Consider the following 13,530-nt stretch of genomic DNA (forward strand, 5'->3'; position numbering starts at 1 on the left):
GGTTTGGTACACGAAACGCACAACAAAAATAGAAGAAGTATAAACTTACGCACAGCTCTTTCAGTCTATCAGTGCAGACGGGAAAGAGCCATGGCAGCAGGTCCTAGGGTGGGTCTAGATAACTTTGCCCGGATTGATGATGTTGTCCGGGTCGAAGACTTTCTTAATACCGCGCATAAGCTGGATTTCAGCTTCAGAACGAGTGTAGTTCAGGAAGGACTTTTTGGTCAGACCCACACCGTGTTCGGCAGAGATGGATCCTTTGTACTTTTTAACCGCATCAAAGACCATCACGTCGACCTTGCGGCATTCTTTGACGAATTCTTCCTTGGTCATGCCCTCGGGGCGCAGGATATTGATGTGCAGATTCCCGTCGCCAATGTGGCCGAACCAGACCACTTCCCAGTTCGGATAAGCTTTGGACAGGACCTGGTCCAGGTCTTCCATGAACGGCGGCACTTTGGAAATCGCCACAGCGATGTCGTTTTTGTACGGGGAATATTTTGCCAAAGATTCAGAGATGTCCTCGCGGTATCTCCAGAAGGTCTTGGCTTGAACTTCCGATTGGGAAATCACGCCGTCCAGAACCCAGCCTTCTTCCAGGCATTTTTCAAACACACCCAAAGCGTGTTCCTGATCCTGTTCATTACGGGTTTCAACTTCCGCCAGAACATAGAACGGGCACTCGGTCGCCAGCGGAGCCGACAAGCCCGTGCTGTCCAAAACCTTGCGCAAAGCTTTGTCCGAGAACATCTCAAACGCCACCAGCGGAGTTTTGGTTTTGAATTCCGCAAAGATTTTCATCACGGCATCAAGGCCAGTCACACCCATCACCAAAACATTCATTGGCGGGGGATTGGCAGCAAGCTTGATGGTGGCTTCAGTGATAAAGCCCAAAGTTCCTTCAGAACCGATGAACAGGTGGCGCAGATCATAGCCGGTGGCGTTTTTCACCAGACCGTTGTTCAGCTCCAGAACGTCCCCGGTACCGGTCACAACCGTCAGTCCGACAACCCAGTCACGAGTCAGGCCGTAACGAACGACTTTGATACCGCCGGCGTTGGTCGCAATGTTGCCACCCATCTGGGAAGATCCGCGCGCCGCGAAGTCCACCGGATAGAAAAGCTGTTTTGAGTGTGCGAACTGCTGCAAAGCCTCTGTCACAACTCCGGGTTCAATCACCACGGTTTGATCCACGGAATTGAACTCTTTGATTTTGTTCATTTGATCAAAAGACACGACCACTTCGCCGTTGGTGGCGACTGCGGCGCCGGAAAGACCGGTGCGGCCTCCGGAAGGGATCAGAGCGATTTTGTTTTGACGGGCCCATTGGACCAGCGCAACCACATCAGCGGTGGAGTGAGGAAAAACAATGGCGCTGGCTTTGACGTCGAAATAGGTTGTCCAGTCCCGGCCCCAGTATTTCAGACTCTCTTCGTCGGTTTTGATTTGGTCTTTCTTCAAGATGCTTTCAAGGTCGCGGAGAGCTGTGGTGGACATGTGCTACAATCCTATTCTTCGTTGATCGGGCGGTGATAATCTTTCAGAGTTCTGATTCTAAAGAAAGCATAGACGGGACACAAGCCCCAAGCGGCCGTGATAAGACCATAGACCCCAATGTACGCCCAGAAAGGACCGCCTGCCACAGCGTAAGCGGTCAAACCCACGCCGAACAGAAATCTTAGAATGCGGTCCCACAGGGCGACATTGCATCTCATATTACTTCAGAAGTTCCTGAAGTTCGCCGGACTGGTACATTTCCATCATGATGTCGCTGCCGCCAACCAACTGGTGGTTGATGTAAAGCTGTGGAATTGTCGGCCAGTTGCCGTACTCTTTGATGCCCTGACGGATTTCGTCGTCATCAAGTACGTTCACATCGTGGAACTGAACGCCCATATCCTGAAGGATGGCGCAAGCACGTGCAGAGAATCCGCACATTGGGAACTGTTGAGTCCCTTTCATGAACAATACGATTTTATTACCTTTAACAATCTGATCAATTCTTTCGTGAGTCGTTGCCATTTTAACGGTCCTTTTTATGATTTAATCTTAGTCTTGATTGACAGGGCATGAACCTCTCCGGTCTTCAATTCTGGACCAAAGCAAGCCATGACGTTCTGGTGCTGCTGAATGCGGGACATGCCGGCAAATACAGTGCTTTCCACGAACACTTCCCAGTGATCCTGAGTTCCGGTCAGATCGAAAACTTCGATCGTGGAATTAGGATAATTCTTCTCTAAACGTTCTTTCATTTGTTCTGCTGTCATAGAAGGGGAAACTAGCAGAGGGCGCCCTCCCTGTCCAGCCTTCGCCAAGGCTTCGGCGGGCAAGTTGGCGAGCCCGTCCGCCAAAGCTTTAGCGACGGCGGATTGATTGATGCGGGCCGTCGATGTACTATAGGCCCATGTTTGGACCGTCCTACCGCCTGATTAAGATATTCTCTCTGGTATTGCTGACTGTGCTCTTTTATTTCTTCGCAAGAGCCGAATTCCTTATTTGGAATTGGAGTTTATTCAAAAACAAACCTGCCCAGGACATTTTGTGGTCCTTTATTGTGGGGTTGCGCTTTGATGTGGCCGCCATCCTAAGTTTGACGGCGCCCTTGTTGTTGCTGGCTTTTGTGCCATGGCCGAAAGCTTGGAACCGGATCTGGGCGACACTGACATGGGTGCTTTTCAGTGTTTTGCAGGTGCCTTTCCTGATTCTGAATCTGGGGGACACCGAGTTTATCAACTTCGTGGGCCGTCGCTTCACTTTTGACAGCCTGTTTGTGGTGAACGAGATCCCCGGCAAAGTCTGGAACTTCGTCAGCAGTTACTGGCTGCTGTTTTTGGTAAACACCCTGATTGTGCTGTTGTTTGTGCTTCTGGTGCGCAAGGTGACACTTGCTGGCTTTGAAAAACTGCAATGGACCGTGCACAGCCGGAAAGACAAAGCCAAACTGTGGCTGGCTCACGGGTTTCTTTGTTTTGTGGCGCTGGCGATTTCAGTGATCGGAATTCGCGGAGGACTTCAGGCGAAGCCCGTCAGCTTTGTGAATGCCAATGTTTTCACCGCGCCCTTGTTGAACAATCTGGTGCTGAACTCCACCTTCACCTTTATAAAAAGTTACGGAGCCAAAGGTCTTAGCAAAGACAAATACTTCGACGACCAGCATGAAATGCTGTCATTGCTGAATGGATCTTTGCGTGGCTCCCTGATGGAGGGCCGCCGCCCAAAAGACCCGCAGAATGTGGTGATTATCATTCTTGAAAGCTTCGGTGAGGAATACATCGGCCCGGTGAACGGAAAGTCTTACACGCCGTTTTTGGATTCCTTAAAAGCCAAGTCACTTAGCTTTGAAAATGCTTATGCCAATGGCCGCCGTTCTATCGAAGGGGTGGGGGCGATCATGGGCGGGATTCCGGCGCTGATGAATGAGCCGTTTATTTCCTCGCACTTTACGTCGAACTATTTCCTGGGTTTGGGAACACTGCTGACGCCGGCGAAGTATTCGACGAGCTTCTTCCATGGCGGTCACAACGGAACGATGTACTTTGATTCGTTCATGCAAAGTGCCGGGGTTGAAAAATATTTTGGTGCGCGCGAATACGGTAACGGGGCGGATGACGACGGTGTGTGGGGTATCTGGGATGAGCCGTTCCTGCAGTGGATGCTGACCCAGGTCGATCAGCTGCCGCAGCCTTTTATGACTTCGGTGTTCACCTTGAGCTCGCACCAGCCTTACAAGATTCCGGCTCAGTATCAGGACCGCTTCAAGGAAGGCCCGATTGAGATTCTGAAAACGGTTGAATACACCGATTTTGCCCTGGAAAAGTTCTTTGCCGAGGCCGAGAAAAAACCGTGGTTCAAAAACACGCTGTTCATTGTGACGGCGGACCACGCCTCCATGCACTACCGTCCCGAATTTGAAAACGAGCAGGGGAGCTATCGCATCCCGCTGTTCATGTATCACCCGGGGTACAAGTTTCCTGAGGTCGACACAAAAATGGTCGTGCAGCAGATAGATGTGCTGCCGACGGTTTTGGATTTCCTGGGGATTTCGGACAAAGATCAGAACTACCTGGGAAGCTCTGTCTTCATTCCGGGTGACAAGACGGCGGTGAATTTCATCGACGGACGTTATCTGCTGTTTGCGAAGGACTACTTCCTGCGTTGGACCCCGGGGCATGGCGAACCGCAGATGTTTGCCATGGCCGATCGCGCGACCGAACACGAGATCCCGGCCGATCAGCCGGGCACCTCGCCGCGCAGACTGGCTTTGGAAAGAAAGCTTAAAGCCACCATCCAGTACTTCAATGAAGGCATGTGGGACAATAAGCTTTATTATCCATCAAAATAGCGAAACATAAGAAAGGACCTCATTCAGAGGTCCTTTTTGTTTTAGTGGGAAACATTCGACAGAATCTCGTGGGAAAGACTTTGATCGCGGGCTTTGCTGGCGATGTCGCCCAGGCTTAGCATTCCCACCAGTCGTTTGCTTTCGTTGATCACCGGCATGCGACGGATTTTCTGGGACGCCATCATTTCGCCCACGTCCAGCAGGTTGTCGTCTTCGAAGCAGTATTCAATTCCTTTGCTCATGCATTCGCTGACTTTCGTGACATTGGGATCCAGTCCCTTGGCGACCACACGCAGGGTGATATCTCGGTCGGTGATCATACCAATCATCCGGTCATTTTCCTCAATGGGCAGGCACCCGTAATCACCTTTGGCCATCATCTCGGCGGCTTCACGCACTGTCCGGTCACGGTTGATGTATTCTGCGCGTTCATGCATGACGTCTTTCACTTTCATCGGGGACTCCTTGGTTGGTTGAGTCCTCATGATATTTCTTTTGCTGAAATGGCAGCGGTGTATTTTGTCATTCATGCGCTCAGGAAAAAGTTGACTGACACAGATGGAATGCTTTTAAATCTTTCGTCATGTCAGACGATAAATCTTCCAATTTTGAAATTCGTTGTGGTGTTGTGATCGCCGTTTTTGCTGCGGTCATGGCGGTGAGTGATCTGGTTGCAGGCAAGTACGGGGATGATGAGATCATCGGAACCAATGAAAAAGCCGCGGCTTACATGTGGTACCAGTCGAAAAGCGTGAAAGAAACGCTGGTTGAAGGGGAAAAGTCCCTGCTGGAAAGCCTGAAGCAGGCCGGAGCTTTGAAGCCGGGAACTGAAAAGGCCATCGACAATCATCTGGTCACTTTGCAGAAACGCATTCTGCGCTATAAAAAAGAAAAGAATGAAATCCTTCGCGGGTCCCGGACGGTGGGACAGGACAACTGGGTTCAGGATATCAACGGCGAAATGGGCAAAATCATCGGTGCTCAGGAAATGGAATCCCATCTGGCGACATTGTCGGTTGCCGGGGACCGCTTTGACATGTCCAGTTTGTTCTTCCAGCTGTGCCTGGTGCTGGGGGCGATGAGCTTGATCCTGAAAAAAGAAAGCCTGCAAAACGTGTTTTTTGCAGGCATGTGTGTCTTGGGAATGCTCGGCACAGGGATTTCCCTTTGGGCTTATCTGGGTGTTGCCTAGCCGGTGCGACGGAAATAGATATCGCGTTGCAAATCAGTGAGGGAGGCTACGATTTTGCCCTCGCTGGCATTGGCCATGTGATTGAACTCCACGCCTAATACCAGCATTTCGTCATTTTTCACGCGGATATTTTTAATCAGACCCTGAACGACGATCGGATCGCGATCGCCGAGGAAGATTTCAGCTTCCACAAGATCTTCAAGATGCAAACTGGCTTCGGTCTGCGGAATTTCCACAGCGCAGCCTTCGGTGGACAGATCCAGCAGACGGCAGGTGTGTGAACACACGGATTGATTCAGGTAAGTCACCACGAATTCTGCGGAATAGTCCGACGGGATCACGTAGCGATAATTTTTTCTTTTTTGCAGATGGAACAGGTTTAGCACCGTCAGTGTGACGTTGTTTTCGTTGATAACCGGATGGGTTTCAAACAGGTACTTTTCACCTCTTATTGAGAAGCTTGCGGTAAACGTTGCAGAATCCTCCGTGTTCATGGCGGTGGATTCCGGTGGGTGACATTTGATCTGCAATTTGTCGTTCACGCCCATGGTTCGCAGTGTGATGCTGCGATCGAATTTGTCTCTAAGGACAATCGATTCATTGCTGTTCACCAGACGCTGTAACAGCGTCTGTTTTTCGGCTTCGTTGTGAATGGCTTTAAAAACGATCAGGGATTCACTCATATTAAGCCGCCGCAGTCATCTTATGGCCACACTCATGGCAGAATTTGGCGCCAGCCTGAACATCGGCACTGCAGGCCGGGCAGGCAGGACCACTGGATTTTTTCTTTGGTTTTTCTTCTTTTTCGTCCATGTCGACAAAGCCTTTTTCATTCCATTTTTCAATCTCGCGCAGCATCTTCCAGCTTTGCAGGATCGAGCGGAATTCTTTGACTTCAAATTGCAGGACCACGCCGGTGCCGGCATTTTTGCGTTTCATGAAGACACCTTTGCCCTCCAGACGGGCAAAGTGGTCATTGTTCAGATTGATGCCGATTTCTTCTTTGCAGTATTCGCTGAATTTCGCGAAATCAACGCCGACGATGCCGAAGCGGTCCGGCTGTTCATTTTCTGACAGCTTCAGGATTGCCCCCAGCATTTGCATGCACAGTTCATCGACTTTCAAAAGGTCGGATCTGCCGCCCTTGAAATAGTAGTATTGATAGAATTCAAAGAAGCTTTCCACCAACCCCAGATCCAGGAAGTGAACTTTTTGGATTTCTTCCGGTCCATCAGGGTTTGTCGGGTCTTTGCCCATTTCGTACAAAGCCAGCTTCAGTTTCACAAGAATATTGATGGCTTGTTCAATGCGTTTCGGTGAATCGCCCATCACGCGCTGGGAATATTGCTTCATCATGTTCCAGTCCACGATCACACGGCCGGCCTGGGATCTGTCGCCTTTGTGATTGGCGGTGTGGAAGACAGCACCGTACACCTTCGCCACCTGATCTTCAGGACAAGGGGACGAGTCTTTTTCCATTTTGCTGGAACGAACATCATTCATCGCCAGGCGCAGACGGTCTGCCAGGGACTTGATGATCACCTTCAGCATCTGTGGTGCGCCTTCGTATTGTTGCTTCAGGGTTTCAACCGGAATTTCCAGCACCTTGGTTTCAGTGGTCGCAACCGCAGATGTGGGGTGAGTGGCTTGCCCCAGAATCACCTGATCACCAAGAATGTGAGAAGAACCCAACTGGAAAAGGTCGATGGTCTTTTTCCCGCGGATCAGACATTGATTCGCACCACCGGATTGGATCAGATAAACGGCCGTAATTTTATCGCCGTCTTTATAGATCACTTCGCCTTTTTTAAAGGTTTTTACAGACATAAAATCCCACTCCTTAAAGAAATCACATGGTTATATCGGCTGAAAGGGCCCTAAAATTGAGTTCGGGCGGGGGCTTGCGAGGTCCAGTTTCATACGTTATAACGGTGCGGATGGATTACTTCTTTTCGGCCGCTCCTCCGGAGCATCAAAAACGTGAAAAAGCCAAGGCCCGGGAGCTTCGCCAAAGCCAATGGTGGAAGCAGGAGCTGGGCAAAGGTCTGTGCTATCACTGCGGTGAGCGTTTCAAACCGGCTGATCTCACAATGGATCACCTGATCCCCATCGCCCGCGGGGGCAAATCCAATAAGAACAATTGCGTTCCCTCCTGCAAGGACTGCAACAGCAAAAAGGGTTACAAAACCCGTGCGGAACTGGCCATGGAGGAGCTGAAAAGTTCGTCCACACCGACTCCGGAATCTGACGACGAAAATCAAGAATAACAACAACGCCCGGGAACGGGCGTTTTTTATTGGGGCAGCCGGCTTGTTGCGACGGTGAGGATGTAAGAATCCCCCTTGGTCAGAGACTGCAATGGGCTAAGCCAGAATATTTGCGTGATGATTTCATCCCTTTCCAGGGCGCCGAGAGCATGGATGGTGTGTTCCGGAGCAGTCGCCTGGATGGTTCGCAGAGGACTTTGTGAGTAGTACCTGCCAATGTCGGCCTCGAGATTCTCCTGATCCTGAGTGGTGCGCTGGTACAGGTGATACCACTTGCGACAATAAAGGTCTTCCAGTGAATAGCTGCACACTTCGAAGAACTTCAAGCTGCGGAAGATCTGAGTTTGCGCCTGAGTGTAGATTTCAATCAGGTGATGGGGCTGAATTTGTTCCAGAATAAACGGATCCACACTGACGCCCAGACGATGGATGGCTTTTTCCGTGAACAATCGGGTGTCCTTCAAACTGCCGTTCTGGGATTTCACGTCGGTGCAGACTTGAAAGTAAATCAGAATGTCTCGTAGAACCTGTTCTTGCTCTTCAGCGGTGAGGAGATTGAAGTAAGGCAGGGTGGCGTGCCCATAGGGACGAACCAGAAGTCCTTCTTCTTCAATAAGTGCACTGATGTTTTCGCTCAGAATCTTAAAACGTGCATGACGACTGAGCCCGGATGACGACTGCATATAAAAGAGTTTATGCACAACTCTTCAGTTTTGCCAAGTTACAGACAGTATTTAGAATGCTAACGATGTTCTGGATAAGTTTCCTTGACCGGAAGTTGCATCTTATTTAGCCAAACGCACATTATAATGGTCACCGCTGGAGATGTACATTCCCTCTGGAGTGAAGTGCGGCTGGATGGGTTTTAAGAGCAGAGCATCTGCCATCGGGCCATCGCGATGGCCTGTAAAGTCAGGGTTCCCCATCCACAGAGTGACTTCGTTGGTGGCAGGATTCAGGCGGCGAACTGTGCTGCTGCCTCGTTCAGTGAAATACACATATTTCCCGTCATTGGTAAGTCCCGTGCCAGCGAATGTGCGCACTCCGGCTCCGGTGCCATTGGCGTAGCCCTGAATACCATCTGTGCCCGCAATGGTGGTGACTGTCGCGTTATACGGATCAGTGATATCGATCTTTCTTAAAGTTCCTGAATCGTTGCTAGTGACATACAGATAGTTGCCAAGCGCAGTCAAAGCGTAAGGATCGTTCAGTCGTCCCGTGGTTTTGTCGCCATCGTCAGCACCGCTGGTATTTGCCGTCCCCATCACTGTGAAAATTTCATTTGTCGTCAGGTTCATGGCACGCACTAAAGACGCTGTTCTTTCCGCGAAATACAAATAATTCCCCTGCACAGCTATTCCATAGGGTTGATTCAATCTCGCGACTGTCAAAGCATCCCCGTCAACGCTGCCGGACTCACCCAGGGTGCCGGCCAGAGTGGAAACAACTCCCGAGGTCAGGTCAATTTTGCGCAGGATGCCCAATTCATAGTCGGAAACGATCAGACTGCCATTGTAGTGAGTGATGTAATGAGACGAGTGGAAGCGAGCACTCAAGCGAGGGCCATCAATGCTGCCGGGGGTGCCGGGTTTTCCGGCAAACAGACTGACGACGCCATTGATGTCGACCTTATAAACAGCAGAGTCGTAGAAGCCCACAACATAAAGATCGTCGCCCACTTTCACCTGATTGGTGCCGCGGGCATAGGCGATATTGCGTGCATAGGATCCGTCATTGTCCGCCTTATAGTTGTCACGAATCTGGCCATAGCCGACCATCTGTTCAATCTCTTCATTGACCAGGCTGATACGCAGAAGGGTGTTTAAGTTGATCTGCGTGACATACGCTGAAGTCCCAATAATAACGACATCATAGAAGCCGCTTTTGTTCACATAAGTCCACATGCGCCCGGCCCGGGTTGAAGTGGCGAAATCTTTGTTGATAACTGACGTCACCGCTCCAGAGTCCAGATCCATCATTCGCAGGCGGCCCGTGTTTTCCGCAAGATACAAAGTGTTGCCGACAACATCCATTCCGACCAGAGAATCAAAGCGGGATGCGGTGCCCACGCCATCGCTGCCGCCTGTCAGGGTCAGACTGCCTGCAATGGTTGTCACGTTTCCGGCCAGAGTGACTTTGCGAACAGCGCGGGTGTCGTTGACGTAAACGCCTTCATGAGCTCCACCCGTGATGCAGCCAATTCCGATGGGTTCTGTGAATTGTGCGGCGGCCCCGGCACCATCCTGATATCCGACGGTACCGCCCGCAATGGATGCCGTCGCGGGATTTGTAACCGGATCATTGATGTCGATCACGTCCAATCGGCGAACCCGAGCGTTGTCGTTGTCCACCAGATAAATTGAGTTTCCGATGGCACACAGGTCCGTCGGACCGTTGAATCTGGAGATGTCTCCTGGGGAAGCCGCTTCGATAAAGCCATGCACATTAGGTGTTCCCGCCACAGTGCGGGTCACACCTGCATTGGTGGTAAAGCGAATGGTCGCGGCAGAGCGATCAATGCTGTAAATTCCACCCGGGACTTTGTAAACGCCCCAAGGCTGCGAAAAGCGCGATGTGCCCATGGGCCCGTCGGTGATACCGCCCAGGCTGCCGTTACCGGCAATTGTCGTGACGGTTTGATTTGCCAGGTGCACCTGCCGGAGAGAATTGGCAGAGGATAAATAGATATTGGTACCATCCGAGGTCATGAAGCGGGGATTGGATATTCTTGGCATGCCTCCGGCTGTTCTGAAGTCTGTGACTTCAGCTGGAATGCCGAACCACGTGGTCAGATTATAGGTGTCCACATTCAGTTTCATGATCTGACTGCCGAGGGTGCTTGATATATACAATTCGTTGCCTTCCATATAGAGCATGGAAGGCACAAACAACTTGTTGTTGCCCAAAGCTCCGGCTTGATTTCCGGCCAGGCCCGGTTGGCCCGCAACAATGACCGAGGATCCGATGAAGCTTTGAGGATTCGCGGGGTCATACGGAATCTCAACGACGACCTGGGAATACTGATCCGACACAAACAGACTGTTTCGTGCGCCATTGTTGTAGGCTTTGACTCCGTAAGGAGATCGAATGGAGGTTTGTGATGGAGTGCCCAGTTGCAGAACGTCGGCGCCGACCATCGGACCTGCTGCAAAAGACTTCATTTCGTACGGGGCGGTCAGGGAGATATAGCTGAGAGTGCCATTGGTGTTACCCGCAATCCATAGATTTCCTGAGTTATCGATATCAATACCGATATTTCGGATACGGTTAGTCCCCAGATTTCCCAGGGTGTAACCGCCAGTTCCGCACAAGCCTGCGATAACCGAAACGGTGTCGTTCATGTCAAACCGACGAATACAGCTGTTGACGGTGTCAGAAATGTACAAGGCACCGTTGTGGTATTTGATGTCACCCGGACTGCTGAAGCGGGAGGTGGCTTTGGTTTGGTCTTCGTTGGCGGCGGGGCGGCCCGCAGTTCCACAGGCACCCAGCAAAACCTCCACGGTTTTTACCATGGGGCTTGGATTGTAGCGCAGAATGCAGTGGCGCGTATGATCGGAGAAATAAACATAGGTGCCATCGGTGGCAATGCCAACAGCATGTCCGATGGAAACCTCACGGCCCGGACCTGCGCTTGCCGTAGTGTAACCGGAACCCACCAGAGTGCTGACTATGGGCATTGCCGGAACCGTTGTGTCGATACTGCGAATATAATAACGATCCGCCAGAATTAGATTTGAACCCAGGCGGGTCAAGGCATAAGGGGCATCCAGTCTGGCAATTCCCGGCAGACCATCCGCCGCATTGCCATTGACCGGTTCCTGTCCAATAACGGTCACAACTTCAGTCAGAACCTGGAACGGGTTGGAGGTTGTTGTTGTGACATTGCCTTGGACATCTGTCACTGTGACACGCATTTTGGCATGTCTTTGTGATCCGGAAGTAAAGGTGTAGTTGTAGCTGTTGGTCGGCGCCGTCAAAGACTGAACCTCGGTGGCCGAATCCGCATCATCCACGAAATAGACTTTCCACGAGGCGACTTCTGAATCCAAAGCAAGGCTGCTGAAGTCAAAGGCCACAACGTCGCCGGATTTGCGGTACACGGGATCAATAAAGCTCAAGTCATAGTTTTTTGCCGCCAGTTGATTGCGTGTAAAGGCGCGGCTGACCGCTGTGGAATTTCCGGCGTGATCGGTTTGTGTGGCAGTGATGGATTTTGCACCAAAACCTGAAGTGAAGGTAACTGCCGTACTCCAGGATCCAGCCGTACATGCCGTGGTTACAGGTGCTCCGCTGATGTCGCCTGTAAGCACTACGTTGGCACCATCACCGGTCAGGCCGCCGCAGGTTCCTGTCACGGTCAGGCCGTTGATGCCGTTGGCTCCAGCAGCCGGAGTGCCCCAGGCCAGCGCCGGGTTGGTGTTATCGATAGTGAAGGGCTGACTGTAAATGATCGCATTTCTGCCCACTTTGTCAGTGGCTCTGATGGCAAAAACCAAAGTGGAGGTGTTCATCGCCAGCGGAACTGTCACGTTCATGGTTCCGCTGGAGGGGTGACTGATCACGGACTCAACATAGGTCCAGATCACACCATCGATGGAATAAGCAATCTCGACAGGATTGGTCCCGAAATTGGCATCTGTGGCAAGCCAGTTAAAGACAAGAACATCGCCACCTTTATGAGCGACGGTGTGATCGGGAGTGATTGTCAGACTGGCAACAGGATCCAGGCTGTCGATCAAATGTGAAACCGGAGAAATATCTTCAGAGATATTGCCCAATGCATCTTCACCTACAACTTTGATGCGCAGCTGATTTGAATTCAGTGCGCCGGTAGCCCAGGAATAGGGGCTGGTGTTGAGTTGATCTTCGGCAATCGCGGTCCACGTGCTTCCATTGTTCACAGAATAATAAAACGAAACAGGATTGGCTGCCGGGTGTGCATCTGTGTAGGTCCAGCTGATATCCTGAGTGCTGCCGCCGTTGATGTTTTGCGCCGAAAGAAAGCTTGTCAGCTCCACTTCCGGTGCCGAGCGGTCGCGGGTTTTACTGTAAGCGGAAATCGCGGTGTTGATATTTCCCACATCATCGGCAAACCACAGGTGGAAAGGATAAACACGGTCCGTATCCATGGCTGCTGCCAGGGCCGAAGCCGCTGTAGAGCAAGTTGCCCAGGTGGAATCAAAGGCTGGCACAGTGGCACTGTCCGTAATTTTTACGAATTTTGCGTCACTGCAGTCAGCCAAAGTGAACAGCGCCATAGTATCTCGGGACAAAGCCGCAGTTTCATCTGTGATCAGCGGAATAACCGGAGGAGTCGAGTCGATAGCCAGGGGACTTTCGGATTCAATGGTTTTGCCGGCCTCGTCAGTCAGCATGGCGCGAAGGGCGGCCAGAGGATAATCACCGGCAGGAACATTCCACGCGTATTCGATGGTGCCTTTGGGAAGTTCTGCCAAAAGGCTCCAAGTTGTGCCATCCAGAGTGTAATAGATCTTTGCAGTTTGATAATTGGAGGTGCCGCCAATGTTCAGTTTGATCGGGTGAATCTCACCACCTTTGATTTTTGGACTGACTTCCAAAGCCACCGAAGGTGAGCTGAGACTTTCAAGGTTGGCCGTAAGATTACAGCCGGCCAGCAGGAATGTAATTCCCAATACAAGGCCGAGATATGCTGAAGATAGACGTCCATGAAGCATCACATCTTTATCGGTTTTTTAACAATT

At 51.2% G+C, this 13,530-nt stretch carries 12 protein-coding genes; 3 read left to right on the plus strand and 9 right to left on the minus strand.

The window, feature by feature from the left end; genetic code table 11:
• Window positions 1–114 precede the first annotated feature (114 nt).
• The 4 genes from ACNQKP_RS13355 to ACNQKP_RS13370 are packed head-to-tail and all read right to left on the minus strand — an operon-like array spanning window position 115 to window position 2,255.
• Complete coding sequence (locus tag ACNQKP_RS13355) at window positions 115–1,500, minus strand: FAD-binding oxidoreductase (RefSeq protein ID WP_417865138.1); 1,386 nt, start codon at window positions 1,498–1,500, stop codon at window positions 115–117.
• 11 nt (window positions 1,501–1,511) lie between these two features.
• Window positions 1,512–1,718, minus strand: a complete 207-nt coding sequence (locus ACNQKP_RS13360) for a YgaP family membrane protein (RefSeq protein ID WP_011165270.1) — start codon at window positions 1,716–1,718, stop codon at window positions 1,512–1,514.
• 1 nt (window position 1,719) lies between these two features.
• A complete protein-coding gene (gene grxD / locus ACNQKP_RS13365; RefSeq protein ID WP_011165269.1) occupies window positions 1,720–2,025 on the minus strand; it encodes a Grx4 family monothiol glutaredoxin in 306 nt (101 codons plus the stop codon).
• 14 nt (window positions 2,026–2,039) lie between these two features.
• Window positions 2,040–2,255, minus strand: coding sequence for a BolA/IbaG family iron-sulfur metabolism protein (locus ACNQKP_RS13370; RefSeq protein ID WP_417865139.1), 216 nt, complete (start codon window positions 2,253–2,255; stop codon window positions 2,040–2,042).
• A 152-nt stretch (window positions 2,256–2,407) separates the two neighbouring features.
• Here ACNQKP_RS13370 and ACNQKP_RS13375 point away from each other — a divergent pair, with 152 nt between their 5' ends.
• Window positions 2,408–4,345, plus strand: a complete 1,938-nt coding sequence (locus ACNQKP_RS13375; RefSeq protein WP_417865140.1) for an LTA synthase family protein — start codon at window positions 2,408–2,410, stop codon at window positions 4,343–4,345.
• Between the two features lie 41 nt (window positions 4,346–4,386).
• On the opposite strand, the gene ACNQKP_RS13380 is transcribed toward ACNQKP_RS13375, so the two are convergent.
• Window positions 4,387–4,800, minus strand: a complete 414-nt coding sequence (locus tag ACNQKP_RS13380) for a CBS domain-containing protein (protein ID WP_417865141.1) — start codon at window positions 4,798–4,800, stop codon at window positions 4,387–4,389.
• 128 nt (window positions 4,801–4,928) lie between these two features.
• Here ACNQKP_RS13380 and ACNQKP_RS13385 point away from each other — a divergent pair, with 128 nt between their 5' ends.
• Window positions 4,929–5,537 carry a DUF4337 domain-containing protein gene (locus tag ACNQKP_RS13385; protein ID WP_417865142.1) on the plus strand — a complete coding sequence of 203 codons (609 nt, stop codon included), beginning with the start codon at window positions 4,929–4,931 and terminating at the stop codon, window positions 5,535–5,537.
• Here ACNQKP_RS13385 and ACNQKP_RS13390 read toward each other — a convergent pair.
• Both ACNQKP_RS13390 and ACNQKP_RS13395 read right to left on the minus strand, forming a co-directional pair.
• Window positions 5,534–6,220, minus strand: coding sequence for a PilZ domain-containing protein (locus ACNQKP_RS13390; RefSeq protein WP_417865143.1), 687 nt, complete (start codon window positions 6,218–6,220; stop codon window positions 5,534–5,536). The genes ACNQKP_RS13385 and ACNQKP_RS13390 overlap by 4 nt on opposite strands.
• A 1-nt stretch (window position 6,221) precedes the next feature.
• Window positions 6,222–7,364 carry a cyclic nucleotide-binding domain-containing protein gene (locus ACNQKP_RS13395; protein ID WP_417865144.1) on the minus strand — a complete coding sequence of 381 codons (1,143 nt, stop codon included), beginning with the start codon at window positions 7,362–7,364 and terminating at the stop codon, window positions 6,222–6,224.
• 110 nt (window positions 7,365–7,474) lie between these two features.
• Here ACNQKP_RS13395 and ACNQKP_RS13400 point away from each other — a divergent pair, with 110 nt between their 5' ends.
• Window positions 7,475–7,804 (plus strand): HNH endonuclease, encoded by a 330-nt coding sequence (locus ACNQKP_RS13400; RefSeq protein WP_038450126.1) that lies wholly within the window; start codon window positions 7,475–7,477, stop codon window positions 7,802–7,804.
• Window positions 7,805–7,830: 26 nt separating this feature from the next.
• On the opposite strand, the gene ACNQKP_RS13405 is transcribed toward ACNQKP_RS13400, so the two are convergent.
• Both ACNQKP_RS13405 and ACNQKP_RS13410 read right to left on the minus strand, forming a co-directional pair.
• A complete protein-coding gene (locus ACNQKP_RS13405; protein WP_038450124.1) occupies window positions 7,831–8,487 on the minus strand; it encodes a hypothetical protein in 657 nt (218 codons plus the stop codon).
• Between the two features lie 102 nt (window positions 8,488–8,589).
• The gene (locus ACNQKP_RS13410; RefSeq protein ID WP_417865145.1) at window positions 8,590–13,503 is read right to left on the minus strand and encodes a hypothetical protein; all 4,914 of its coding nucleotides are present in this window, start codon (window positions 13,501–13,503) and stop codon (window positions 8,590–8,592) included.
• Between the last annotated feature and the right edge of the window lie 27 nt (window positions 13,504–13,530).

Source organism: Bdellovibrio bacteriovorus (assembly GCF_048286975.1).
Taxonomy (GTDB): Bacteria; Bdellovibrionota; Bdellovibrionia; order Bdellovibrionales; family Bdellovibrionaceae; genus Bdellovibrio; species Bdellovibrio bacteriovorus_H.